19 protein-coding genes are annotated in these 26,566 nt (G+C 65.7%); 11 read left to right on the forward strand and 8 right to left on the reverse strand.

The annotated features are described in order from the left end of the window. From BRAO375_RS16520 to BRAO375_RS16530, 3 genes are all read right to left on the reverse strand, one after another. Window positions 1–1,217: SGNH/GDSL hydrolase family protein (locus BRAO375_RS16520; protein ID WP_035640666.1), on the reverse strand; the 1,217-nt coding region annotated here is incomplete at its 3' end. A 207-nt stretch (window positions 1,218–1,424) separates the two neighbouring features. Then, window positions 1,425–3,074 (reverse strand): copper-containing nitrite reductase, encoded by a 1,650-nt coding sequence (gene nirK, locus BRAO375_RS16525; RefSeq protein WP_244423206.1) that lies wholly within the window; start codon window positions 3,072–3,074, stop codon window positions 1,425–1,427. Between the two features lie 560 nt (window positions 3,075–3,634). Then, window positions 3,635–4,993: a lytic murein transglycosylase gene (locus tag BRAO375_RS16530; protein WP_244423207.1), complete on the reverse strand. Its 1,359-nt coding sequence runs from the start codon at window positions 4,991–4,993 to the stop codon at window positions 3,635–3,637. A 257-nt stretch (window positions 4,994–5,250) separates the two neighbouring features. Here BRAO375_RS16530 and galU point away from each other — a divergent pair, with 257 nt between their 5' ends. Beyond that, a complete protein-coding gene (galU, locus tag BRAO375_RS16535) occupies window positions 5,251–6,132 on the forward strand; it encodes a UTP--glucose-1-phosphate uridylyltransferase GalU (protein WP_009028610.1) in 882 nt (293 codons plus the stop codon). Window positions 6,133–6,160: 28 nt separating this feature from the next. Here galU and BRAO375_RS16540 read toward each other — a convergent pair whose 3' ends face one another. Next, window positions 6,161–7,669 (reverse strand): GGDEF domain-containing protein, encoded by a 1,509-nt coding sequence (locus BRAO375_RS16540; RefSeq protein WP_009028611.1) that lies wholly within the window; start codon window positions 7,667–7,669, stop codon window positions 6,161–6,163. A gap of 141 nt (window positions 7,670–7,810) precedes the next feature. On the opposite strand from BRAO375_RS16540, the gene BRAO375_RS16545 reads away from it, so the two are divergent. From BRAO375_RS16545 to BRAO375_RS16575, 7 genes are all read left to right on the forward strand, one after another. Further along, entirely contained in the window at window positions 7,811–8,068 is a 258-nt protein-coding gene (locus BRAO375_RS16545) for a DUF7662 domain-containing protein (RefSeq protein WP_009028612.1), read from the forward strand. A gap of 129 nt (window positions 8,069–8,197) precedes the next feature. Continuing rightward, complete coding sequence (locus BRAO375_RS16550; RefSeq protein WP_035640669.1) at window positions 8,198–9,991, forward strand: peptide ABC transporter substrate-binding protein; 1,794 nt, start codon at window positions 8,198–8,200, stop codon at window positions 9,989–9,991. Window positions 9,992–10,255: 264 nt separating this feature from the next. After that, window positions 10,256–12,049 carry a peptide ABC transporter substrate-binding protein gene (locus BRAO375_RS16555; RefSeq protein ID WP_009028614.1) on the forward strand — a complete coding sequence of 598 codons (1,794 nt, stop codon included), beginning with the start codon at window positions 10,256–10,258 and terminating at the stop codon, window positions 12,047–12,049. Window positions 12,050–12,093: 44 nt separating this feature from the next. Continuing rightward, window positions 12,094–13,053 (forward strand): ABC transporter permease, encoded by a 960-nt coding sequence (locus BRAO375_RS16560; protein WP_009028615.1) that lies wholly within the window; start codon window positions 12,094–12,096, stop codon window positions 13,051–13,053. Further along, a complete protein-coding gene (locus BRAO375_RS16565) occupies window positions 13,019–13,960 on the forward strand; it encodes an ABC transporter permease (RefSeq protein WP_035640685.1) in 942 nt (313 codons plus the stop codon). Before BRAO375_RS16560 ends, BRAO375_RS16565 begins: the two co-directional genes overlap by 35 nt. Then, entirely contained in the window at window positions 13,960–14,958 is a 999-nt protein-coding gene (locus BRAO375_RS16570) for an ABC transporter ATP-binding protein (RefSeq protein WP_201767538.1), read from the forward strand. Before BRAO375_RS16565 ends, BRAO375_RS16570 begins: the two co-directional genes overlap by 1 nt. Then, complete coding sequence (locus BRAO375_RS16575) at window positions 14,958–15,956, forward strand: ABC transporter ATP-binding protein (RefSeq protein WP_035640672.1); 999 nt, start codon at window positions 14,958–14,960, stop codon at window positions 15,954–15,956. The genes BRAO375_RS16570 and BRAO375_RS16575 overlap by 1 nt, the downstream gene beginning before the upstream one ends. Window positions 15,957–15,970: 14 nt before the next feature. On the opposite strand, the gene BRAO375_RS16580 is transcribed toward BRAO375_RS16575, so the two are convergent. Continuing rightward, window positions 15,971–17,956 carry a cache domain-containing protein gene (locus tag BRAO375_RS16580; protein ID WP_009028619.1) on the reverse strand — a complete coding sequence of 662 codons (1,986 nt, stop codon included), beginning with the start codon at window positions 17,954–17,956 and terminating at the stop codon, window positions 15,971–15,973. Between the two features lie 173 nt (window positions 17,957–18,129). Next, complete coding sequence (locus BRAO375_RS16585; RefSeq protein WP_009028620.1) at window positions 18,130–19,992, reverse strand: feruloyl-CoA synthase; 1,863 nt, start codon at window positions 19,990–19,992, stop codon at window positions 18,130–18,132. A gap of 299 nt (window positions 19,993–20,291) precedes the next feature. Here BRAO375_RS16585 and BRAO375_RS16590 point away from each other — a divergent pair, with 299 nt between their 5' ends. Next, complete coding sequence (locus BRAO375_RS16590) at window positions 20,292–20,771, forward strand: MarR family winged helix-turn-helix transcriptional regulator (RefSeq protein ID WP_009028621.1); 480 nt, start codon at window positions 20,292–20,294, stop codon at window positions 20,769–20,771. A gap of 198 nt (window positions 20,772–20,969) precedes the next feature. Here the strand turns inward: BRAO375_RS16590 and BRAO375_RS16595 are convergent, their stop codons facing one another. Further along, window positions 20,970–23,849, reverse strand: a complete 2,880-nt coding sequence (locus tag BRAO375_RS16595; protein ID WP_009028622.1) for an EAL domain-containing protein — start codon at window positions 23,847–23,849, stop codon at window positions 20,970–20,972. A gap of 168 nt (window positions 23,850–24,017) precedes the next feature. After that, complete coding sequence (locus BRAO375_RS16600; protein ID WP_009028623.1) at window positions 24,018–25,016, reverse strand: NAD(P)H-quinone oxidoreductase; 999 nt, start codon at window positions 25,014–25,016, stop codon at window positions 24,018–24,020. A gap of 86 nt (window positions 25,017–25,102) precedes the next feature. Between BRAO375_RS16600 and BRAO375_RS16605 the strand changes: the two genes are divergently transcribed. Together BRAO375_RS16605 and rcdA are read left to right on the forward strand one after the other, a co-directional pair. Then, entirely contained in the window at window positions 25,103–25,294 is a 192-nt protein-coding gene (locus BRAO375_RS16605; protein ID WP_009028624.1) for a DUF1192 domain-containing protein, read from the forward strand. Between the two features lie 633 nt (window positions 25,295–25,927). Continuing rightward, entirely contained in the window at window positions 25,928–26,440 is a 513-nt protein-coding gene (gene rcdA, locus BRAO375_RS16610; protein WP_009028625.1) for a protease adaptor protein RcdA, read from the forward strand. Window positions 26,441–26,566: the final 126 nt, after the last annotated feature.

A 26,566-nucleotide genomic window follows, 5' to 3' on the forward strand; every position in this document is an offset into this window, starting at 1 on the left:
GCGTCCGGCGTGGCCGGCTCGGTCGGCAGTTCCAGCGGCGCGGAGCGGGCCGCCAGCAGCCGGTTGATCTCGCGCTCGGCATAGTGGGCGAGCTTGCGCGCGCCGGGCTTGGTGAAATAGACGCCGTCATAGGAGCGCAGCTGGCGGATCTGGCCCTCGAAGTCCGGGCCCTTCTGCAGGAAGCGTCCGGCTTCGTCGACGAAGCCGTCCCAGACGTCGACATAGGTGATGCCGGCCTTGCCGGCGGCGTCGCGATACAGCGAATCCAGGAACAGCATGTCGGCTGTTCCCTTGGGACCGCGCACGGCCGGGAGACCGACCCAGAGCACCGGCACGCCCTTGCTCTTGGCGACCGCGATCAGCTCCTCGATTTTCTTGGTGTAGAGCTCGACCCAGCGCTCGTCGCGAAACTCGTACAGCGCTCCTGGCGCGCGAGGAGTCTTTTCCGGAGCCGCGATCACCGGGGCGTCGTTGTCGGCCTCGTCCTGTGGCAGCTCGCTGTCGGCGGGCTTGGCGGCCGCATCCGTTTTTGCATCCGGCTTGGCATCACCGGGCTTGCCGTCGGCTGCCTTGGGGTCGCCGGGCTTCGCATCCCCCGGCTTGGCCTTGGCATCCTTCTTGGCCTTGTCCGCCGCCGCCTTCTTGTCGTCCGGCTTGTCGGTCTTCTCCACGGCGGGCTCGCGGATCGACAGGCGATCGTTGAGGCCGAGCATGATCACGATGGCGTCGGCACGTTCGGCGGCGAGGATGCCCTTGGCAGCGGCGGTCCAGTCGGCCGGCTCGCCCTTGGGCTGATATTTGATCAGGCCGGAATTGGTCTTGATCTTGCGGGTGACGCCCATGTCGGGCTGCTCGGAATAGGCATCCTCGAGGCCATAGGCGAGCCAGTCGGCCATGCCGTCGCCGAGCACCAGCACATAGCGGTCCGGCGCGCTGGCCGCGTCGCGCTTCTCCGGCGGCGGCGCCTTGGAATAGTCCTGGGTGACCTTCTTCGGCTGCTGCGGCTGGTAGGGCGAGAAGAAGTCGCCGCCGAACCACCCGCCACCACCGCCGCCGCCACCACGTGGCACCGGCCGGGGCGAGGCGAACGGATTGAAGTTGAAGAACTGCGCCGAGGCCGGCCCGGTGATCCCGACCAGCATGGCGACGACCACGGCAAGCACCACCGCCGGGCCGGGCTCGTTCAACAGCTTGAGGATGGATTTCAGCTTTGACATGCACACCCGTCCGCAGCCGCCGCGCGGCGAAATCGCCTGTCTTGATATAGTCGCAGCCAAATCCGGCCGCAAACGGGCAATCTGCGGATGCGGCCAAACTCTGTGCAATCGTTAAGGCCCGCCGGCCCCGGTCCCGCGCCCGAGAGCGGCTCATTTCGATCGTTATCTTAATACCTTTAATTAATTGTTCCGGGAGATCGGTTTAGCTCAGTGTCCGGCTCCCGGCAGGGCCACGCCGTTGTAGATGTCGGGATTCTCGGGGCCTTGGACATGAAGGATGCCCAGCAGGCCACGTTCTGCGCGCGCCAGCGCGTGGTCGACCAATGTATAGGTTCCCGGCACCTCGACCTTGAACTCGGCGATCGCGGCCCCGCCCGGGGGAACCGTGACGGTCTGAATGCCCGCCAGCGGCGGCGTGGTCAGGCCGCCGAACAGATCCACCTTGTCGAAGATCTCGCCGATGACGTGGAAGGATGAGGCATGGTTGGGTCCGCCGACGCCGAAGAAGATCCTGACGGTGTCGCCGACCTTCGCCTTCAGCGGGTGGAGCTTGCTCAGCGCGCCGACGGAGCCGTTGAACACGAAATACTCCGGCCGCTCGGCCAGCAGCTTCTCGACGCTGAATTCGGCGCTGCCGTGCTGGCCGTACGGGATGTCAGAATAGATTTCGCCCTGCATGACATAGAACTCGTGGTCCACCGGCGGCAGACCGCCCTCCGGCTCGACCAGGATCATGCCGTACATTCCATTCGCGATGTGCTCCGCCACCATCGGGGTGGCGCAGTGATACACGAACAGGCCAGGCACCAGCGCTTTCCAGGTGATCGCCTTCTCACCGCCGGGCTCGACCTGCAGCGCCGCGGCTCCGCCGCCAGGAGCGATGGCGGCATGAAAATCCACCGAATGGATCATGGCGCTGTCGGCCGCGTTCTTGAGATGGATCTCGACCGTGTCGCCGACGCGGACGCGGAGCAGCGGTCCCGGCACCTTTCCGTTGAACGTCCAGTAGCCGAAGGTCGTGCCCTCCGCGAGCCGTCCTTCCAGCTCGACGCTCAAGAGATCGACGCGCACCGTCTGCGGAGCGCGCTTGCCGATCGGCGGCGGCACATCGTCGGGCTCGCGCGAGATGTCGGCCTCGACCACGGTCTGCGGTGCGGGCCGCGGTGTCACCAAGAACTGGCCTTCCATGCCCGCAAGCCTGTGCCCCGGCACGCTGCAGAAATAGCTGAAGTCGCCCGACTTCGCCGGGCGGAAGGCGATGGTGGTGCTGGCGCCTTTGCCGGTCACCCGAGGCGACTTTGCATCCTGGTCCGGGAACACGATGTCGTGCTCGGCACCCTCGCCGTTGATGAGCGTGAGCTGGACGACCTGTCCCTCGACGGCGGTCAGCACGGGATTGACCTTGCCGTCGATGGCGCCGCCCACGCCGATATAGACCATCCGTCCCTCGGCGATGCCTGATCTCAACGTGTATTTCGCATCGGCGACGTAGCCGATCGCCGCACCATTCGCGCCCTGCGGCGTGCTTGCGGGGGTGGAGGAGGTCGGCGGCGGTCTGGCGCTCGCGGCTGCGGCGCCGGCGGAGGACGCGGCAAGGAAGGCGATCACGTCGGCGCGGTCGTGGTCGGTCTTGAGCCCGGGGAACGGCATCTTGTTGCCGGGGACGACAGCCGCTGGATCCTTGAGATAGCGATCGAGCGTCTGCGCCGTCCAGACGATGCCGGCGCCTTTCATCGCCGGCGAGTAGTCGTAGTTCGGCGCGGTCCCCGCCGTTCGGCCGATGATGCCTGCGAGCGAAGGACCGAGCAGGTTCTTGCCCGGCTCGATCGAATGGCAGGCCTGGCACTTGCGAAACACCAGGCGGCCGGCGGCCGGATCGCCGGACGATGTCGTTGCCGCTGGTGTTGGACTGGAGCTGGGCGAAGCCTGGCGGCTCTGGCCAGTGGTCGCTTCCGCCGCAGCCGTCGCGCCGCGCTGGTCGGCGGTCGCGGACGGGCGTTGCGCCGGGGCGTGCCGAGCCTGGGTCGAGCGGGCGGGCTGATCTGTTCGCGGCGGGACAGGCGGTCGCGTTGCATCGGGGTTTGATCCTGGCCGGGTTGCAGGCACGCTCGGCGCCGAGCGACCCGTGGTCGATGCAGACTTGGATGTTTGGCGCGCATCGGCCTCGCCGCGCGTCGGTGTCGGATTGCTCGGCCGATCAGACAGTGTCGCCCAAGCGAAGCCGCCGACGATCAGGACGAGCCCTGCCAGCAGGATGGACCAACGGCGAGCCGCGTCGACGAGCCTGTGCAACATGCGATCCATGAGCTTCCGCGCCGGTTTTGCGAAAGCTCGGTGTGTTGCTCGGGTCCGTCACCAACATAGGTTGCCGGAGTGCGGGCCTCCCGCGAACGTGTTCGTCGGTGATCTCAGGGCGATCAGCGCGTGCGCAGCCGTTCCAGGACGTCGGTGGTGGCGAAACCGTCCGCCGGCGCGCCGATCGAGGCCTGGAAGTTCCGTAGAGCCTCGCGGGTCTGGCCGCCGAACTGGCCGTCCGGCGTGCCGCGATAAAATCCGCGCTCCGCCAGCAATTGCTGCAGTTCCAGCCGCTCCGCCCGCGACAAAGTCCGCTCCTCGCGCGGCCAGGCCTGCACGAACGGTGGCGCGCCGCGCAGCCGGTCGGCGAAATGGCCGATGGCCAGCGCGTAGGCCTCGGCCGGGTTGTATTTCATGATGACGCGGAAGTTCTGCAGCATCAGGAAGCCCGGTCCCTGGGCGCCGGCCGGCGCCAGCAGATAGGCCTTCTCGGCGGTCGCCGGGAACGGCTGGCCATTGGCGCGGCGCAGGCCGAGCTGTTCCCATTGGGCGAAGCTCATGGTCTTGGCGCGGTCGGCCAGCATGAAGTTGAAGCCTTGCGGCAGCGCGACCTCGTAGCCCCAGCTCTGGCCGCTCTGCCAGCCGTCCTTCTTCAGGTTATTGGCGGTCGAGGCGATCAGGTCGGCGGGATTGTCGACCACGTCGCGGCGGCCGTCGCCGTCCGCGTCCACGGCGAAGCGCTTGAAGGCGGTCGGCATGAACTGGGTGGGGCCGAACGCGCCGGCCCAGGAGCCGCGCAGCTGCTCGGGCCGGAGATCGCCGCGGTTGAGGATCTCCAGCGCCGACAGGAACTCGTCCTTGAAATAGGCCTGGCGGCGGCCGATGCAGGCGAGCGTCGCGGTCGACTGCAGCACGCTGCGGTCGCCGATCTGGGTCGAGTAGTTGGATTCGATGCCCCAGATCGCAGCGATGATGTAGCGGTCGACGCCATAGGCGCGCTCGGTCGCGTCGAACTGCGGCTTGTACTTCGCCAGCACCTCGCGGCCCTTGGCCAGGCGATTGTCGTTCACCAGGATGTCGAGATAATCCCAGATCGACTTGGTGAACTCCGGCTGGGCATCGAGCAGGTCCATGATGCGCAGGTCCGGCGTCAGGCCGGCCGTGAAGCGCTGGAAATTGTCCTGCGTGACGTTGCGCCGTGCGGCATCAGGCCACATGCCGGCGACGCAGGCGTCGAAATTGCCGGCCGCCTCGCGAATCGCCGCTGCGGTCATCAGCGGATGCCCGGAGGCGCCGTCCTCGCCGCTCCAGGGCTGCGGCCCTGAGGATGGCGGGGCCTGTGCCGGTGCGGCAGGCCCGGGGTTGCCCTTGGTCAACGAGCCCGTGAACAGGCTGTCGAGGAAGTTCAGCGGATTGCCGGACTGCGCGTTGGCGGAACCGGACACCGCCGCGAGACCTGCGGCAAAGACCGCAGCCTGCATTGCGGTCCTCGAAGCGGCCAGCATGACGTTCCGTCGCATCATCAGTGGATCCATTGCATGGAAGGCCCCCAGGAGGCCCGGTCCTGCTTAACGGGAGATTAACAAGGTTAATGATTTCTCAGCAGCGAAATATGACCATGCCGTCGCGGGGGCAACGGAACCAGTGGACCAACATCCGCCTTTGTTCTCGGCTGCAAACGAGCTACCAACATGCGATCGATTTCGCATTCATTCGTCACAAGGTTTAATCAGGCCCCATGAAGATCCGCAAAGCCGTTTTTCCGGTCGCCGGCCTCGGCACCCGCGTCCTTCCCGCCACCAAGGCGATGCCGAAGGAGATGCTGACGATCGTCGACAAGCCGCTCATCCAGTACGTCTTCGACGAGGCCAAGGAAGCCGGCATCGAGCATTTCGTGTTCGTCACCGGGCGCAACAAGACGGCGATCGAGGATCATTTCGACCGGATGTATGAGCTCGACGCGACGCTCGCGGCGCGCGGCAAGAAGACCGAGATGGAAATCCTGGCGCGCGACCAGCCGGAGGCCGGCGCGGTCAGCTTCACCCGCCAGCAGGCGCCGCTCGGCCTCGGCCACGCGGTGTGGTGTGCGCGCGACATCGTCGGCGACGAGCCGTTCGCGGTGGTGCTGCCGGATGAGCTGGTGTTGAACTCGCCGGGCTGCCTGGCGCAGATGATCGCCGCGGCCAACAGGCTGCCTGAGAAGAGCAACGTGCTCGCGGTGCAGGAGGTGCCGGCCGACCAGACGCATCAATACGGCATCTGCGGCGTAGGCCCGCGCGACGGCAAGATCTTCGAGGTCGACGGCATGGTCGAGAAGCCGGCCAAGGGCACCGCGCCGTCGAACTTCTCGATCACCGGGCGCTACATCCTGCAGCCGGAGATCTTCAAGATCCTGGCGACGCAGGAGCGCGGCGCCGGTGGCGAGATCCAGCTCACCGACGCGATGATCGGGCTGTCGAAGACGCAGAAATTCTACGGCGTCGATTTCGACGGCGAACGGCATGATTGCGGCTCGAAGTCCGGCTTCCTGAAGGCCAACATCGCCTTCGGCATGGCGCGGTCCGACCTGCGCGACGGCCTGCGCGCCGACATGCAGAAGTACCTCGACGCCAAGGGTTGAAGCTTGGCTGCGTCTCTGGCGGCCCGCCTCAGGCCGCCAGAGACGCCGTCACCGTCAGGCCCGGCACGGCCGCCGCCACACAGCGATTGCGGCCGGCTTCCTTGGCCGCGTAGAGCGCCCTGTCGGCGGCGTTCAGAAGGCCGGTCCAGTGTGTCTCGCGCGACGGCGTGATGCTGGCGACGCCGATGCTGATCGAGGTGTTGCCGGCCTCGCCGGCCCACAGCGCGACCTTGATGCGGATCGTCTCCGCCACATGCAGCGCGTGCGCTTCCGCGGTCCCCGGAAGCAGGACCGCGAACTCCTCGCCGCCATAACGCGCCGCGCAGTCGCCGGCCCGCCGCACCGAATCCGAGATGCACACGGCAATGCCGACCAGCACCTGGTCGCCGGCCTGATGGCCGTGGGTGTCGTTGTAGCACTTGAAATGATCGGCATCGATCATCAACAGCGCCAGCGGCACTTGCGCCCGTTGTGCGCGCCGCCACTCGATCTCGATGGTCTCGTCGAACTTGCGCCGGTTCTTCAGTCCGGTCAGCGGATCGGTCGTCGCCAGCCGCTCGAGCCTGCTCTCCACCTTGGTGCGCAGCTGGATCTCGCGCGCGGCGACCTGCGTGGCTGCCAGCACGAAGACGATCAGCGCCAGCATCATCGCGCCGATCTGCACCGCCTCGTTGCGCCACACGACGTAGACGCTGTCCCAGGTCCGGCTCGCGACCACCACCAGCGGGTCGTTGCCGCTGCGCCAGACCAGGAGCCGCGGCTGCTCGTCCAGCGCGCCGGCGCTCGACGACCATCCGCTTGGCTCGGTCAGGGCGCGAGCCACCGCCGGAGCCCGTGCCAGGTTGCGGCCGATCGCGGCCGCGTCGAACGGCGCGGTAAAGATGATGGTGCCGTCGCGCCCGAACACGCTGAGACCGACGCCGGCGGGAAGCGAGAGCCGGCCGAACAGATCGCGGAAATAGCCGAGACGGATCGAGCCGGCGACCACGCCGACGAAGCGTCCATCGGCCGCGGAAATACGGCGGCTCAGCGCGATGGAAGAGTGGCCGTGATGCTGCGCCGGCCGGCTGACATGGAGTCCGACATCGGCGCGGTCGCGATGCACGTGGAAAAAATCGGCGTCGCTGCGATCCTCCGGCGTCGGATCGAGCGTCGCCGAGTCGATGGCGAGGCGGCCGTTGGCGTCGAACACCTGGATCGGGCCGAAATTCCGCGCGGTGGACGCGCGGTCGAACAGGATCAGATGCCGGATCGGCTTGCTGACCTCGTTGATTTCGGGCAGCAACATGTTGGCGGCGACCTCGCGCAGCGACAGATCATACAGCTCGATGTTGCGGCTGATGTCGGCGCCGATGCCGGCGGCGAGATTTTCCAGCGACTGGCGGGCACGCACCTCCTCGCCGCGGCGCAGGTCGATCATGACGCTGGCACAGATGGCGGAGAAGCCGATGATAGTGGAGATGGAGCAGGTGACGAGCGTGCGTGCCGAGAGACGCCAAGGCGGCTTTGCCTGGCCTGTTCGGCGTGTCCAGCGCATCGGCTCGTCCCGTCCCCGTGGGTTTCCGTCCGTAGACTGACGGATACCTCCGAGTAACGCATGTTAGGTTAACGAGCGGTTGCGTTCGCGGTCCCTGTCGTCAAGGCAGGCACACACCCGCTTGCAGAATGGAGTCGAACCTTGCCCGACTATGATGCCCTGAGCGAGTATCTCAAGCGGCAGACGCGTCCCGAACTGGTGCTCAGCCTCGAGGAGATCGAGGAGCTGATCGGCGACAGCCTGCCGCGCGCCGCGCAGCGGGCGTCATGGTGGGACAGCCTGCGGAGCCCGCAGGAGAAGATGCCGCAGCGCGAGGCGTGCCTGGCCGCGGGCTATGTTGCGACCCGTCTGCCCGACGGCAAGGGCGTCCGCTTCCGCAAGCTGAAGCCGCCGCGCTGACGAGCCGGGCACCAACTGGCCCGGTTCGTGCCTTCGGCCCGATGCAGATGGGACCATGGCGCGCACGGCCTTGAAGGCAAGCTGGCAGCCCGCTCAAATGGCCGCCGACAATCTGGAGAGAGAACAGTCATGAACGAACAGGACCTGCGCCGCGAGATCGCTGCCGTCAAAGAGGGGCGGCTGTCGCGCCGGGATTTCGTGCAGCGGATGCTCGCCGCCGGGCTGACGGCGCCGCTCGCGGGCATGATGCTGGCGCATTCCGGCGTCGCCATGGCCGCGCAGGCCTTTCCCTACAAGCCGACCAAGGCCGGCGGCGGCGGGCCGCTGAAGATCCTGTTCTGGCAGGCGCCGACCCTGCTCAATCCGCATTTCGCTGTCGGCGCCAAGGACCAGGAAGCCTCGCGCGCCTTCTACGAGCCGCTGGCAGGTTGGGATGCCGACGGCAATCTCGTGCCGGTGCTGGCGACCGAGATTCCGAGTGTAGCCAACAGTACTGTTGCGCCCGACGGCACCTGGGTGATCTGGAAGCTGAAGCCGAACGTGAAATGGCATGACGGCCAGCCGTTCACCGCCGACGACGTCATCTTCAACTGGCAATACGCCACCAACCCGGAGACCTCGGCGGTCACGATCGGCGACTACAAGGACATCAAGACGATCGAAAAGGTCGACGATCACACCGTTCGTCTCGTCTTCAGCAAGACCACGCCGCTGTGGTTCACGCCCTTCGTCGGCGGCCGTGGAGCGATCATTCCGAAGCATCTGTTCGGCGACTACATCGGCGCGAAGTCGCGCGAGGCGCCGAACAATCTCAAGCCGGTCGGCACCGGCGCCTATCTGTTCGTCGACTTCAAGCCGGGCGACATGCTGACCGGCAAGCTCAACCCCGACTATCACGTGCCCAACCGGCCCTATTTCGACACGCTGGAGATCAAGGGCGGCGGCGATGCGGTGTCGGCAGCGCGCGCGGTGCTGCAGACCGGCGAGTTCGACTATGCCTGGAATCTGCAGGTCGAGGACGAGATCCTCGCCAAGCTGGAGAATGGCGGCCAGGGCGTGGCCGAGATCGTGCAGACCGGCAATCTCGAATTCATCCTGCTCAACGCGACCGATCCCAATGTCGAGGTCGACGGCGAGCGGTCGAGCGTCAAGACCAAGCATCCGCTGTTCTCGGATCCCGCGGTGCGCGAGGCGATCAACCTGTTGATCGACCGCGCCTCGATCCAGAAGTTCATCTACGGCCGCGGCGGCATCGCGACCGCCAACTGCGTCAACAACCCTGAGCGCTATCGCTCGCCCAACACGCGCTTCGAGTTCAACATCGACAAGGCCAACCAGATTCTGGAGGACGCCGGCTGGAAGAAGGGCGCGAGCGGCCTCCGCGAGAAGGACGGCAAGCCGCTGAAGCTGGTGTTCCAGACCTCGATCAACGGGCCGCGCCAGAAGAACCAGGCGATCATCAAGCAGGCCTGCCAGAAGGCGGGCATCGAGCTCGAGCTGAAATCGGTGGTGGGCTCGGTGTTCTTCTCCAGCGACGTCGCCAATCCCGACACCTACGCGCATTTCTACTGCGACATGGAAATGTATCTGATCACGATGACCTCGCCCGAGCCGCAGGCCTTCTTGACGCAGTACGTGTCGTGGGAGGCCGCGAGCAAGGCCAACAAATGGCAGGGCCGCAACATCGCGCGCTGGCAGAGCAAGGAGTATGATGATCTGTTCAATGCGCTGACCGTCGAGCTCGACCCGGTCAAGCGCGCCGCGCTCTACATCAAGCTCAACGACACGGTTTGCGCCGGCCGTCATGTGCTGCCGGAGCTCAACCGTCCGCGCGTCAGCGGCATCCGCAAGGGGCTGCAGACGCACTCCTCGGGCTGGGACAACGATCTCTGGCAATTGCCGAGCTGGTATCGCGAAAGCTGAGCGCGTTTTGCTCTTCACAGGCCCGGCATTCCCGGCGTGGTCCCCACCACGTCGGGATGCTCAGTAGTTCCATTTTTCGAGCATGCTCTGCGGCAAATTGTGCTGCATCTGCGAGGTGCGGCAATCGTTCCGTTCCTTATTGCGAAATTGGCCCGGATTCTGCTTTGACAGTCGCGTCGAAGGCTGATCCAATTTTGTGCAGCTCCGCGAAGATGCTTGGCGGGGCGCTTTTTTTGGCATTCAGCACCACACTGGAGTTGATGAATGAACGAGCGTGACCTCCGTAACCAGATCGCTGATGTCAAAGCCGGGCGCCTGTCGCGGCGCGATTTTGTGCAGCGGATGATTGCCGTGGGGCTGAGCGCGCCGCTGGCCGGCGCGATGCTCGCCCATTCCGGCGTCGCCCAGGCTGCTGAGCCGATCGTGTACAAGCCGACCAAGGCCGGCGGCGGTGGTCCGCTCAAGCTGCTGTTCTGGCAGGCACCGACCTTGCTCAATCCGCACTTCGCCAACGGCACCAAGGACCAGGAGGCCAGCCGGCTGTTCTACGAGCCGCTCGCCGGCTGGGACGCCGACGGCAATCTGGTGCCGATCCTCGCCGCGGAGATTCCGAGCAAGGAGAACGGCCTGCTCGCCGCTGATGGTCTGTCCGTCACCTGGAAGCTGAAGCAGGGCGTGAAGTGGCATGACGGCAAGCCGTTCACCGCCGATGACGTCATCTTCAACTGGGAATATTCGGTCAATCCCGATACCGCGGCGGTCTCGGTCGGCAGCTATCGCGGCATCAAGTCGATCGACAAGATCGACGACTACACGGTGAAGCTCAACTTCAAGCAGCCGACGCCGTTCTGGGCGGATGCGTTCGTCGCTGCCTACGGCCTCGTCATTCCGAAGCATCTGTTTGCCGACTATATCGGCGGCAAGTCGCGCGAGGCGCCGACCAACCTGAAGCCGGTCGGCACTGGCCCCTACGTCTATGTTGACTTCAAGCCGGGCGACTCCATCTCCGCCAAGCGCAATCCTGATTACCACCAGGCCAACCGGCCGTATTTCGACACGGTCGAGGTCAAGGGCGGTGGTGACGCCGTGTCGGCGGCGCGCGCGGTGCTGCAGACCGGTGAATACGACTACGCCTACAACCTGCAGGTCGAGGACGAGATCCTGACCAAGCTGGAAGCCGGCGGGCAGGGCAAGGCGCAGCTCACGGTCACCGGCCACATCGAGTACATCGCGCTCAACGTCACCGATCCCTGGACCGAGGTCGATGGCGAGCGCTCCAGCGTCAAGACCAAGCATCCGTTCTTCACCGATCCGGCCGTGCGCAAGGCGATCAACCTCTTGATCGACCGCGCCGCGGTGCAGAAGTTCATCTATGGCCGCGCCGGCATGGCGACCGCGAACTTCCTCAACAACCCCGAGCGCTTCCGCTCGCCGAACAACAAGTTCGAGTTCTCGATCGAGAAGGCCAACCAGATCCTGGAGGAGGCCGGCTGGAAGAAGAATTCGTCCGGCGTCCGCGAGAAGGACGGCAAGCCGATCAAGCTGGTGTTCCAGACCTCGATCAACGCGCCGCGCCAGAAGAACCAGGCGATCATCAAGCAGGCGTTCCAGAAGGCCGGCATCGAGGTCGAGTTGAAGTCGGTGGTGGCGTCGGTATTCTTCTCGTCCGACCCGGCGAACCCCGATACCTATCCGCACTTCTATTGCGACATGGAAATGTACCAGACCACCATGCCGCAGGCCGACCCGCAGTTCTTCATGAACCAGTTCACGTCGTGGGAGGTTGCGAGTAAGGACAACAAGTGGCAGGGCCGCAACATCTCGCGCTGGCAGAACAAGGAGTACGACGAGACCTACAAGCAGGCCTCGAGCGAGCTCGACCCGGTCAAGCGCGCGGCGCTGTTCATCAAGCTCAACGACCTCGTGGTGCAGGACAACTACATCCTGCCTGAGATCAACCGCCGCAACTGCATCGGTCTGAAGAACGGCATGGTCGCGAACAAGAGCGGCTGGGACAACGACCTCTGGCAGATCGCCAACTGGTATCGCGAGACCTGATCGCGCCATCAGCATGACCAGCCAGACATCGTAGAGGTGGAGCGATGGGAAACTACCTTCTCAGGCGCCTCATCGTGGCCGTGCCGAGCCTGCTCGGCATCAGTCTCATTCTGTTCGTGCTGCTTGCGCTCGCGCCGGGCGATCCGTTCGGCGAGCTCGCGAGCAACCCGAACATTCCCCCGGAGGTCCGCGAGGCTCTGCGCATCAAGTTCGGGATGGATGACCCGATCATGGTGCGCTATTTCCGCTGGCTGGTCGCCATGCTGCATGGCGACTGGGGCTTCTCCTTCGCCAGCCGCGTCAACGTCGACACGCTGATTCTGCAGCGCATTCCGGCCACGCTCTACGTGGTCGGCACCGCCCAGCTGCTGGCGCTGATCGTGGCGATCCCGGTCGGCGTGCTGGCGGCGCGGCGGCCCTATTCGATCTTCGACCAGATCGCCAACACCTTCGCCTTCATCGGCTTCTCGCTGCCGACCTTCTTCACCGGCCTGCTGCTGATCCTGATCTTCAGCGTCAATCTCGGCTGGCTGCCTTTCGTCTACCGGGCGGACATTCCCGCGACGGGGTGGATGTGGTGGTGGGAGAACTTCAAGCAGGCGGTGATGCCGGTGACCGTGCTCGGCCTCTATCAGGCCGCGTCGTATACCCGCTACGTCCGCTCGGCCGTGCTCGACGTCATCAAGCTCGATTACGTCACGACGGCGCGTTCCAAGGGGCTCGACGAGAGCAAGGTGATCGTCAAGCACGTGGTGCGCAACGCCCTGATTCCGGTGGTGACGCTGGTCGCGCTGCAGATGCCGACGGTGTTCGGCGGCGCCATCGTCACCGAGCAGATCTTCCGCATTCCCGGCATCGGCTCGCTCCTCATCAGTGCGATCCTCGCCAACGATACGCCCGTCATCATGGCGGTGACCTTCGTGTTCGCCTGCCTCGTCGTCCTGTTCAACCTGATCGCCGATATCCTGTATGGCTGGCTTGACCCACGCATCTCCTTCCGTTGAAGCGGCGGTCGCGCCGGCTTCGAAAAAACGCCGCTTCTCGCCCGGGCGCGATGCGGTCAGGCGCTTCCTGCGCCACCGCCTCGCAGCCGTCAGCATCGTCGTGCTGGCGCTGCTGGCGCTCGCGATCATCGTCGGTCCCTGGATCTGGCGGGTGCCGATCAACGAGATCGATTTCACAGCGCGGCTGTCGGCGCCGTCATGGGAGCATCCGTTCGGCACCGATGACCTCGGCCAGGATCTGTTGTCGCGCATGATCTATGGCGGGCGCATCTCGCTCGCGGTCGGCTTCGCTGCAATGGCCGTCGGCCTGTTCGTCGGCGTCGTCATCGGCGCTGTCGCCGGCAACTCCAAGGGACCGGTCGATGCCGCGCTGATGTGGCTGACCGACCTGTTCCTGTCGCTGCCGCAATTGCCGCTGCTGTTGCTCGTGATCTATCTGTTCCGCGATCTCTTGAAGGGTATTGTCGGTCCGGAGGGTGGCACCTTCGTGCTGATCGTGCTGGTGATCGGCGGCTTCCGCTGGATGCCGGTGGCGCGGCTGGTGCGCGCGCAGTTCCTGTCGCTGCGCGAGAAGGAGTTTGTCGAGGCCGCGCGCGCGCTCGGTGCGTCGAACTTGCGCCTCGTCGTCCGCCACATCCTGCCGAATGCGCTGGGGCCGGTGATCGTCGCCGGAACGATCGATGTGGCCGCGGCGATCATCGCGGAATCGACGCTGTCGTTCCTCGGCCTCGGCTTTCCGCCTGACATTCCGACCTGGGGCCGGCTGCTGTTCGACGCCAAGGACTATCTCGACATCGCGCCGCATTGGGCGCTGTTTGCTGGCGGCGCGATCTTCCTCACCGTCATCGCGATCAACTTCATCGGCGATGGCCTGCGCGATGCGCTCGATCCGCGGAAGGTGATGTGATGGACGCGCGTGTTGCTCCGCTGCTCGAGATCAAGGGGCTGAAGACCTATTTCAACAGCGACGAGGGCCAGGTTCAGGCCGTCGACGGCGTCGACATCACGATCAATCGTGGCGAGACCCTGTGCGTCGTCGGCGAGTCCGGCTCCGGCAAGACCGTCACCGCGATGTCGGTGCTGAAGCTGATCGCGATGCCGCCCGGCCGCATCGCCGGCGGTCAGATCCTGTGGCAGGGCAGGGACCTCGTGCCGCTGCCGACTTCCGAGCTCAATCGCATCCGCGCCAGCGAGATCGCGATCGTATTCCAGGAGCCGATGACCTCGCTCAACCCGGTCTACACCGTCGGCGACCAGATCGCCGAGGTGATCCGGCTGCATCAGGGCCTGTCGAAGAAGGCGGCGATGGACCGCGCGGCGGAGATGCTGGCGCTGGTTCAGATCCCGAACCCGCAGCGTCGCGTGCACGACTATCCGCATCACTTTTCGGGCGGCATGCGCCAGCGCGTGATGATCGCGATGGCGCTGTCGTGCAATCCAAAACTCCTGATCGCCGACGAGCCGACCACCGCGCTCGACGTGACGATCCAGGCGCAGATCCTCGACCTGCTGCTCGACATGAAGGAGCGGCTCGGCATGTCGATCATGCTGATCACCCACGCCATGGGCGTGGTTGCCGAGGTCGCCGAGCGCGTTGTCGTGATGTATGCCGGCCGGGTGGCCGAGGAGGCGCCGGTGGACCGGCTGTTCGCCAATCCGCGCCATCCGTACACGCAAGGCCTGATCCGGTCGATCCCGCGCATCGATCTCGCGGCGGTCAAGAAGAGCCGGCTGGAGAGCATCCCGGGCAGCGTGCCGAAGCTGGTGAATCCGCCGCAGGGCTGCCGCTTCGCCTCGCGCTGCCGCTTCGTGATCCCCGAGTGCAGGCTGGCGCAGCCGCCGCTGCGCGAGATCGAGCCCGGCCACAAGGTGGCGTGCATCCGCGCCGAAGAGACGTTGTCGTGATGACCGAAGCTGTCACTGCTCCCGTTGCCGCATCGGCGCCGCTGCTCACGGTGCGCAACCTGACCAAGGCGTTTCCGATCAAGGGCGGCCTGTTGAAGCGCCAGATCGGCAGCGTCCGCGCGGTCGACGGCGTCAACTTTCATATCGAGCCGAGCGAGACGTTCGGGCTGGTCGGCGAATCCGGCTGCGGCAAGTCGACCACCGGGCGCTGCGTGCTCCGCCTGATCGAGCCGACCTCGGGCGAGTTGACCTTCGAGGGCAAGGACGTCATCTCGCTCTCAGGCGAGAGCCTGCGGGCACTGCGCCGCGACATCCAGATCATCTTCCAGGACCCTTACGCTTCGCTCAATCCGCGCATGACCATCGGCGCCATCATCGGCGAGGCGCTGACGATCCATGGGCTCGCGTCCTCGCGGCAGAAATACGAAGAGCGCATCGTTCATCTGCTGGAGACCGTCGGCCTGCAGCCCGACCACATGACGCGCTATCCGCACGAATTCTCCGGCGGCCAGCGCCAGCGCATCGGCATTGCCCGGGCGATCGCGGTCGAGCCGAAGCTGATCATCTGCGACGAGCCGGTGTCGGCGCTCGACGTCTCGATCCAGGCGCAGGTCATCAATCTGCTCGAGGACCTGCAGCAGAAGTTCGGCATTGCCTATCTGTTCGTTGCCCACGATCTCTCGGTCGTCGAGCACATCAGCCGCCGCGTCGCCGTGATGTATCTCGGACGCATCGTCGAGACCGCGCCGTCACGCCAGCTGTATTCGACGCCGAAGCATCCTTATACGGAAGCGCTGCTGTCGGCGGTGCCGATCCCCGATCCGACCGTGAAGCGCAAGCGAGTTCGCTTGAAGGGCGAGGTGCCGAGCCCGATCAATCCGCCGTCGGGCTGTCACTTCCATACGCGCTGCCCAATCGCCAAGGACGTCTGCAGCAAGGAAGTGCCGCCGCTCAAGGCAAGCGACGAGGGGCATCTCGTCGCCTGCCATTTCCGCTGAGGCCACTTGGCGGATCACGCCGCCTGACGGTCCGAGATCAGGGCCGTCAGGCGCGCGGTCTGCTCGTCATCGAGCGTGAACTGGACCAGCGCGGTGCGATCACCGACGCGCGTCACCGTGCCCGGCAGGTCGGACACCATGCCGCCGATCGCGAGCTTGACCGGCGTATTGATCGACAGGCGCACCGGAATCTGCTCGAGCAGCGCGCCGCCAAGCGACAGGTTGCGCACGGTCATGGCGATCTGCTCGCCGTTCACCTGCAGCGTACCCGGGCGGTTGATGTTGAGGCGGGTCGACAGGCGGCGGTCGACATCCGCGGTCGAGGTTCTGATGACCCGGACCAGCTCTGTGCGCAGCTGCTGGACCTTGTCGGCGACACTGGTCGAGCCATCGCGGATGTCGGTGGAGCGCCGGCCGGCCTCGCTGGCCTCGCGCGAGACCTCGGCAATCTGGCTCGCCACCTCGCGTGCCGCGGCAGAGGTTTCCTCGACGGTGCGCGAAATCTCCATGGTGACGCTGTTCTGCGCCTGGATCGCATCGGCGATCCCGGAGGACACCGCCTCGACGTTGCGGATGACCTCGCCAATTGCGCCGATCGAGGTCACCGACGCGCGTGTCGACTCTTGGATCTCGGCGATCTGCTGCGCGATCTCGCTGGTCGCCTTGGCGGTCTGCTCGGCCAGCGACTTGACCTCGGAGGCGACCACCGCAAAGCCACGGCCGGCATCGCCGGCGCGGGCCGCCTCGATCGTCGCATTGAGCGCAAGCAGGTTGGTCTGGCCGGCGATCTCGCTGATCAGGCTGGTGACGGCGCCGACCTTGTCGGCCGCCTCCGACAGCTTCGCGATCGTCGCCTGGGCCTCGGAGGACGTCGCGACGGCCTTGCGCGTCAGCTCGCGCGACGAGTTCACCTGTGCCGAGATCTGTGAGATCGAGGCTGCGAGCTGCGAGGACGCCTTGGCCACCGTCTGCGTCGTAGCCAGCGCCTGCTCCGCGGCGGCTGCGACGCTGCTCGAATTGCGCTCCAGGGTCAGCGCGCTGTCGGTCATCGACTTCGCATTGTTGGCCATGTGGCCGGTGCCTTCGGCAACTTCGCCCACCGCCGTGCTGGCGGCGCGCTCGACCGCCTCGGCCATCTCCTTCAGCGCCTTGCTCTTGATGCGCTCGGCGACCTGGCGCTGCTCGTCCTCGAGCATCGCGGTCTGCTTCGCTTTCTCCTCGGTCTTCTGTCTGAACTGCTCGATCGAGCGCGCCATGTCGCCGAGCTCGTCGCTGCGGTTCTGGCCCGGCAGCTTGATGTCGAAATTGCCGTGGCCCAGCTCGGTCAACGCACCGCTCATCGACGCCAGGGCCGAGGACATCCGTCGCGCGATGATCAAGGTGATCGATCCGATGATGAGCATCACCAGCATTGCAGCGATGAACACGCCGCGCTTGCTCTCCCACATCTGGGCTTCGAGATCGTCGACATAGACGCCGGTGCCGATGATCCAGCCCCAGGGCTCGAAGCCGGCGACGTAGGACATCTTCGGTTGCGGCGCGTCCTTGCCGGGCTTCGGCCACATGTAGTCGACGACGCCGGCGCCCTGGCGCTTGACGACGTCGACCATCTCCATGAACAGCCGCTTGCCGGTCGGGTCCTTGTTGTCGGCGAGGCTCTGGCCGTTCAGCTCCGGCTTGATCGGATGCATCACCATCTTCGGAGCCATGTCGTTGATCCAGAAGTAGTCGCCGCTGCCATAGCGCAGCTTGCCGATGCGCTCGGCCGCCTTCTTCTGCGCGACCTCGGGCGCGACCTTGTCGCGCGCGATGACGTCATACTCCTCGCGGGCGATGCTGACCGCCGTCTGCGTCAGATGCACCAGTTCGCTCTGCCGCTGGTCCTTCAGCGCGGTTTCGAGATTTTGCGTCTGCGTCGCCGCGAGGCCTGCGAGCCCGCAGAAGGAAAGGCCGATGATCGCGTAGATGCGGAGGGCAAGCGAGAAACGCGGCTGAGCCATGGATGTGTCCGGACACGAGAGGAGCCAATTGCGAACAATTTTAAGGAAACGCAGTTGATGCCCGGTTAAGTGCGCATGGTAGCATCATGCCGAACAGCGGTTGTTCGACACGTAGTTCTACGGGATTTGAGACCAGGTCCCACGACAACGATGCGCGATGCCGCGGGAACTCATCAGTCTTTGCTGGCCGGCCTGATCACATCGGCCGCAGCCTCGTCCTGCAGCATCGCCACCAGATTGGCGCGGCGGGTGAGAACAGCGCGCTGGTTGATGTAGCCCTTGTCGGTGATCTCGCCGGCATCGAGCGAAGGCGGCTCGGCGATCAACAGCGCGCGCGTCGCATAGCGCGAGGAGCCGACTGCCTCGATGCGCAGCTTCGCCAAGCCCCGCGCGATCGCCTCGCGCACGGCAGGATGCGCGAGCACCTCGCCGACCGACGCCGTGTCGGCCAGCGCGGCCTCGCTGCGGCACGCGGCGATGTTGGGCACGATCAGGAAATGCACCTCGTCGGTGCCGTGGCCGGCGATGACGATGTCCTGCGCGAGCGGCGCCAGCGCCGCGATGCCTGCGACGCGCAGCGCGCCGACGTTCACCCAGGTCCCGGAGCTCAGCTTGAAATCCTCGGTGATGCGGCCATCGAAGAACAGGCCGCGCTCCGGATGCTCGGGATCGGCGAGCTTCACGGCGTCGCCGATCTTGTAGAAGCCTTCCTCGTCGAAGGCGGCGGCGGTGATCTCCGGTGCCTTCCAATAGCCCGGCATCACGTTGGGCCCGCGAACGCGAACCTCGAGCTTCTCGCCGGTCGGCACCAGCTTCAACTCGGTGCCCGGAATCGGCACGCCGATGTTGCCGGCGCGCTCGGCGAAGAAGTGGCAGTCGGTCGCGAGTGGCGACGTCTCGGTCGCGCCCCAGGCCGACACCAGCGGCGCCGGCCGCCCGATCGTGGCCAGGCTCATCTCGTTGAGCGCATCCCACAGGTTATGCGGCAGCGCCGCCGCCGCATAGAGGATGCACTTCACGCCGCTGAAGAATCTGTGCCGCAGATCGTCGTCCGCCTTGAGCGCCGCGACCAGCATGTCGAAGCCGCGCGGGACGTTGAAATAGATCGTCGGCACCATGCTCCGGAGATTGGCGAGCGACGTCTCGAACAGGCCGGGCGCCGGCTTGCCGCCATCGATATAGATCGAGCCGCCATGGGCGAGCACCAGGTTGAAATTATGGTTGGCGCCGAAGGTGTGGCTCCAGGGCAGCCAATCGACGATGACGGGGCCGCCTTCGATCTCGCGGAGGAAGGTCCACAGCTGGCCCTTGGCCTGCTGACTCATTGTCAGCATTCGGTGCGTGTTGATCACCGCCTTGGGCTGCCCGGTCGAACCGGAGGTGAACAGCAGCTTGGCGATCGTATCCGGCGTGACCGCGGCGAAGGCGCGATCGACCCCGGGTCCAGGCTTGGTGGACAGCACGGCCTGCAACGCGACGGAGTTCATCCCTTCGCCATCGCCGCTGATGATCACCGCGCGATGCAGGCCTTCGATCGCGGCAAGGGCGCGGGCAAAGGGACCGTGCGCCGCGACGAAGATGGCGCCGGGATCGAGCAGGCGGATCATCGCCCTGAGCTTCTCGTGATCGGTCGACATCAGCGAGTAGGCCGGCGAGATCGCGCAGACCGGAATGCCGACATGCTGCGCAGCGAGCGCCAGCACCGCATGCGCGATGCTGTTGTCGGAGAGAATCGCGAGCGGACGCTCCGGGCTGAGGCCTTGCGCCAGCATCCACGCCGCGGCGGCGCGCACCTGCGTCAGCGTCTCGCCATAGGTGAGCCAAGTCCAGGTTTCGCCGCGGCGTTCGGCCAGGAAGGTCCGGTCCGGCGCGGTGCGTGCCCATGTCTCCAGCCATTCGCCGGTGCAGCGCGCGGCGGGCTGCAGCTTCATGCGCGAGCGCAGGATGATGGCGCCATCGTCGCGCTTCAGCGCCTCGATCGACGGCGCGGCAAACATCCGAGGTTCGGAGTCGAGGCGGCGCTCGGCGTTACCCATGACGTTCCTCCGTCGCTTGATCGGCTGCGCGAGCAAGAATTCTGCCTGCCGAAGCGGGCCCCCACGACCTGATCCGGAACGCGCCACGATCAGCCGCGTTGCGCCGCCGCATTGCTGTCGCAATGCCGGCAGCCGTCGTCATCGATGACGGCATGGCCTTCCCTCCCATCTGTATTTGTTGTCCGCGAGACTAACAGAATAGTTGTGGTTTGCAATTATTGTGAATGTGATCAATTGCGGCGGCTTGTGCTCGTGATCACATCGGTCTAGGCAGGGGCATCTCATCTCAGCGAGCCAGTATGTCCAAGAGCGCGAGCGCACGGGCGCAACGAGACGGAGCCGGACGGGACGCCGGGATCGGCCTCGGCGAGCTCGAGAGCCATCTCGGCTATTTCGTCCGCCGCCTGCAGCACTGGATCTTCCGCGACGTCAATGCGGCGCTTGCGTCGCTGGAGCTCGACGTCATTCTCTATTCGATCCTGGAAACGATCGCGGCCAATCCCGGCGCCACGCAGATCGCGATCGCGGGCGCGCTCGGCATCGAGCGGGCCCGCATGGTCGGACTGCTCGACGATCTGCAGCAGGCCGGGCTGATCGTGCGCGAACGCTCCGAGCAGGACCGCCGGGCCCATGCGCTCGGCCTGACCCCGCGCGGCCGCATGATCCTGAAGAAGGCGAACCTCGCCGTGGCGGCGCACGAGAAGCGGGTGGCACGGCGCCTCGGCGCCGACAATTATCGCCGCGCGCTGTCCGCGCTGTCGCAGTTCGAGACCGACTAGACTCGTCGCTGACGGCACTGTCGCGAGCCTCCTGCCGCACCAGTGCGCATCGGCAACACGCCGCCGGCACGCGAACGCGGGTACTGCGGTAAGTCTACCTCAAGATATCAAAAAGAAAAGATGCATCCAGAGGCTGCGGTCATCCGGCGCGGCTGACCCAGGGCATACCCGGGCTCGCGTCCGGAGCGTTCCGCGTTCTCAGCTCGCCGCTTCCAGCCGCTCTTCGGTCAGCAGCCGCATCGCGGCGTCGGCATCCATCGGCTCGCCGAAGGCGTAGCCCTGAGCGTACTCGCAGCCGAGCTGATAGAGCTCGACCGCATCGGAGTCCGTCTCCGCGCCTTCCGCCACCACGTCCATGCCGAGGTCGTGGGCGAGCGCGATGATCGATTTGAGGATCACGGGCCGCGTGCCGCGCGCGGTGGTGCGCACGAAGGACTGGTCGATCTTCAAGGTGTCGAACGGGAAGCGCTGCAGATAGGCGAGCGAGGAATGCCCCGTGCCGAAATCGTCGATCGAGAGGCCGACACCGAGCTCGCGGATGCGCGCGAGCATCTGCGCGGCATGCTCCGGGTTCTCCATCACCAGCGACTCCGTCAGCTCGATCTTGAGCGAGCCGCGCGCCACCGACGAGCGCGCCAGCACCGAACGGATGTCATGGATCAGGTCGTGCCGGAGCAGCTGGCGCGAGGAGACGTTGACGCTGGCGAAGATCGGCTCGCGCAGCCGCGTCGCGCGCTGCCACACCGAGAGCTGGCGCGCGGTCTGGTCGAGCACGAAGGTGCCGAGATCGACGATCAGGCCGATCTCCTCGGCGATGGTAATGAACTCGCTCGGCGACATCCGGCCGAGCTTGGGATGATCCCAGCGCGCTAAGGCCTCGAAGCCTGCGATCGAGCGATCCACCAGCCGCACGATCGGCTGGTACAGGATGGTGATCTCCTGGCGTTCGATCGAGCGGCGCAGCTCGCTCTCCAGGGTCAGCCGGTCGTTCTTGCGCGCGCGCATCGCCGGCTTGTAGACGTCGATGCGGTCGCCGCCGATGCGCTTGGAGTGATACATCGCCAGCTCGGCATCCTTGATGATGTCCTCCGACAGCTGCGTCTGCGGATCGGACAAAGCGAGCCCGATCGAGGCTGTCAGGAAGATCTCGCGCTCGTTGAAGGCGATCGGCGCGCGGATGGTCTTGCGGATGGTCTCGGCGAAGGCGGTGATGCGGGCGGGGTCCTGCTCGGACAAGAGGATCAGGCCGAACTGATCGCCGGCGAGCCGCGCCAGCGTGTCGTGCGGCTTGAGGATCCGCGATAGCCGCCGCGCCAGCGTCAGCAAAATGGAATCGCCGACCGCGATGCCGACGGAGTCGTTGACCTGCTTGAAGCGGTCGAGATCGATCACCATCAAGGTCGGCCGCAACGCCGGCATCGTCTTGGCAAAGTTGGCCACCGCAGCGAGACGGTCGATGAACAGCTTGCGATTGGGCAGGCCGGTCAGATTGTCATGCACGCTGTCGTGGAGCAGGCGCTCCTCGGCATTCTTGAACTCGGTGACGTCGGTGAGCGTGCCGACCACGCGCGAGACCTCGCCGTCGGAGCCGACCACGGGGCGCGCCTTCAGCGCGAACCACATGAAATGTCCGTCGGGCGTGCGCAGCCGGAAGTCCTGCACCAGGCGGCCGCGGCGCTGGTCGAGCACGCTGTCGAGCGCGGCGCGGAAGCGGTCCTGGTCGAGCGGGTGCAGCACCTCCAGCCATTTCGCGGCCGGGCCTTCGAGCGTGCCGCGCTTCAGGCCGAGCAGGCTCTCGGTCTCCGGGCTGGTGAACACCTTGTCGGCCGAGACGTCCCAGTCCCAGATGAGGTCGCCGGAGCCGGCCAGCGCCAGCGCGCGGCGCTCGACATCGGAGACGATGCCGGTGGTGGCCCCGCCGCCCGCGAAAGCGTGCTGCATCACCGTGAAGCCGATCAGCATCACGATCAGCACGAGGCCGCCGAGCAGAGCAGGCCCGACGATGTCGTTGGTGACCTGGCCGGCCACCGTCATGCTGGCGGCGCCGACCCACACGGTCAGCAGGAACCAGGTCGGGATCAGCAGCACGGCGCGGTCGAAGCCGTGACTGGAGAGATAGACGATCAGCGCGAAGCCGATGACGGCGATCAGCAGCAGCGAGATGCGCGCGATGCCCGAGGCGACGGCGGGATCGAACAGCGCCACCGCGACCAGCGAGCCCAGGAAGAACAGCCAGCCCAGCGTGATGTGCGAATAGCGGACGTGCCAGCGCGACAGGTTGAGATAAGCGAACAGAAACACCAGCAGCGTCGCGGCCAGGATCGCCTCGCCGGAGGCGCGCCAGACGCGCTCGGCATTGTTCGACATGTCCAGGACCTTGCCCCAGAAGCCGAAGTCGACGCCGATATAGACCAGCACCGCCCAGGCCAGCGCCGCGGCGGCCGGAAACATGATGCTGCCCTTGACCACGAACAGAATGGTGAGCACGAGGGCAAGAAGTCCGGAGATGCCGATCACGATGCCCTGGTACAAGGTGAACGAGTTGACCTTGTCCTTGTAGGCCTCCGGCTCCCACAGATAGAGCTGCGGCAGCTTGTCGGTGCGCAATTCGGCGACGAAGGTCACGACCGAGCCGGGATCGAGGGTGACGCGGAAGACGTCCGCGGTCGGGCTCTCCTGCCGCTCCGGCAGGTCGCCGATCGAGGGCGTGATGGTGGCGATGCGCGACAGGCCGAGATCCGGCCACAGCACGCCGGAGCCGACGACGCGGTAATGCGGCGCCACGATCAGGCGGTCGAGCTGGTCGTCGGTATTGTTGGCGAGCGCGAACACGATCCAGTGCTGGCCGCCCTCGCGGGCGCGCACCTCGATGCGGCGGACGATGCCGTCGGTGCCCGGCGCGGTCGACACCTGGATACGGTCGTTCTCGCTGCGCTGATGATCGAGGATGCCGGTCAGGTCGATGGCAGGCGCGTCGCTGCGAACGCTGACGGCGTCAACGGCCTGAGCGGGGGCAGCGGCACCACACATCACGAGGCCCAGCGCCACCAACGACGCCAGGCACCTGATCAGACGCAATGTCAAATCTCCGCGTTCGACACCAAACCACAGCGAAACAGCTCAAACTTAAAGTCACGTTCGCAAAGGATTTGGAGCCGTTCCAGGCACGGTTCAGATGTGCGCGATCATTGGCACGAAAGCGAGGAAAATCAAAGAGATTCCAAACACACTCTGTTTAGACGTCGCCTAGATTTCCAACACAATTTTGCCAATATGCTGGCTCGTCTCCATGCGCGCATGCGCTTTCGCTGCATCCACCAGTGGAAACGTCGAATCCATCAGCGGCTTGATGCGACCCTCGCGCAGCAACGGCATCACCTTGGCCTCGATCGCCGCCACCATCGCCGCCTTGTCCGCATTGCTGCGGGGACGCAAGGTCGAGCCGGTATGGGTCAGGCGCTTCACCATCAGCTTGACGAAGTTGACATTGGCCTTGGGGCTAGCGAGGAAGGCGATCTGGACGATGCGGCCGTCGGTCGCCGCCGCGTCGTAATTGCGCTCGATGTAGTCGCCGCCGACCATGTCGAGGATGACATTGGCGCCCTTGCCGCCGGTCGCTTCCTTCACCACGGCAACGAAGTCTTCCGTCTTGTAGTTGATGGCGCGATCGGCGCCGAGCTTGAGGCAGGCGTCCGCCTTGTCCTGCGAGCCGACCGTCACCAGCACCTTGGCGCCGAACGCCTTGGCGAGTTGGATCGCCATGGTGCCGATGCCGGAGGAGCCGCCATGCACCAGCAGCGTCTCGCCGTCCTTGAGGCCGCCGCGCTCGAACACATTGTGCCACACCGTCATCAGCGTCTCGGGCAGGGCGCCGGCCTCCTTGATGGACAGCGACGGCGGGACGGCCATCGCCTGGGCGTCCTGTGCGATGCAATATTGGGCGTAGCCGCCGCCGGCGACCAGCGACATCACGGTGTCGCCGAGCTTGTGCCTGACCGCGCCATCGCCGAGCGCCACGACTTCACCGGCCACTTCCAGGCCGGGCAGGTCGCTCGCGCCGGGCGGCGGCGGATAGCTGCCGGAGCGCTGCGCGACATCCGGACGGTTCACGCCAGCGGCCTTGACCTTGATTAGGATCTCGCCGGGGCCGGGCTTGGGCAAGGGCCGGGTCTCGGGCTTCAGCACCTCGGGTCCGCCCGGCTGGCTGATGGCGACCACGGTCATTTGCGCGGGCAGCTGTTCCATGAGAAATCCTTGACCTCGTGAACGGGCGGGTGTTGCGGCGTGCTTAAGCCAGCCCGGGCCCCGCTGGCAACCGGGAGAGGGGTAAGATGGCAAACGAGGACGACGACCGGCCGCGCAAGGCCGCTTCGCACGAGATCGGCCAGGACTTGTCGATGCTCTCGGTCGAGGAATTGACCGGCCGCATCGCGCTGCTGCGCGGCGAGATCGAGCGCATCGAGCAGGCGGTCGCCAAGAAGCGCGCCTCGCGTGACGCCGCCGCCAGCATCTTCAAATCCTGACCTCGTTCCGCGGCACGTGGAAACACGGTCGGCCAGTGGCCGACATGGCTAACGAAGTTTGAAAAGTTTCTGCCATTTACGGTTGATTAAGCTTTCGCGTTTACAACCGGAACCGTCCTCGTTTGGACACTGAGTGGCTCCTGTCCACTCTGTTTGACGCCTCCCTGTTATCAACTTCAAAGCCGCCGGCAACGGCGGCTCTTTTTTTGCGCGCCAGCCATCCGGAAGCCCACCGCCAGTGGTGTGGGGTTTGCTAACCCAGCGGACCGCACGGAGGCCGCAGCCGGCAATCTCCAGGAACGATCATTCCCAGTCTGGCTTGACGACGGCGTGTCGGTCATCAATCGAGGCATACCCGAACGACCTTGTGCGTAGCAGCGCGAGAGTCACGACATCCTTCTCGGACCGCACACTATTGCCGCGATTGTGTTTGCTAACTGATCAGGTGGAGCGACTCGGCCGCATCAGTCGGGGCGTAGCCGCAAGTGGTAGGCGAGCACGGCACGTCCCACGCCGTGGAAACCATATTAGGCGTTGCTGCTGGACTCTCGAAACCGGCCGCGCAATGATTTGTTCATCATACCGGCACGGTTGCCGGACGATGTCATCAGTCGCGTATAAGAGGCGTTAACCATGTCGGACCGTTTGCTGGGCGATGGCGCTCTTGTTCAGTTCAATGAGCGGCTCACCAACTCTGCTGCATTCGGCGCGCTGTTCCGGGAAGGCATGGATCTGGTCGAGGAGACCGCCGCCTATCTCGACGGCGAGGGCCGCAATGAAGCCAAGGCGCTCGACCGCGCCGTCAGCCTGACCTACGCGACCGAGAGCATGCGCCTCACCACGCGCCTGATGCAGCTCGCCTCCTGGCTGCTGCTGCACCGCGCGGTGAAGGAGGGCGAGATGACCCTCGGCCAGGCCAACCGCGAGAAGACCAAGGTCAAGCTGACCGCCGCCGATCCCGGCCCGGTCGACCTGCTGGAGAAGCTGCCGCAGCAGCTGCAGGACCTGATCGCGCGCTCGATGAGCCTGCAGGGCCGGGTCCGCCGCCTCGACGCCACCATCCATTCGCCGCCGCCGGACCAGAGCGCGATCGGCAATCCCTTGGTTCCCCACCTGAACCGGCTGAAGGCCGCTTTCGAGCAATAAGCCCCTGGCGGGCGGCTCGGCTCTGGCCGGGCCCATGGCCTGGACGACCCCCCATCGGCCCAAACAAAAACGCCCCCGTGTCCGGGGGCGTTTTGCTGTGAGCAGTCTGTCGAAGACTGGCCTTGA

Source organism: Bradyrhizobium sp. ORS 375 (assembly GCF_000239775.1).
Classification (GTDB): Bacteria; Pseudomonadota; Alphaproteobacteria; order Rhizobiales; family Xanthobacteraceae; genus Bradyrhizobium.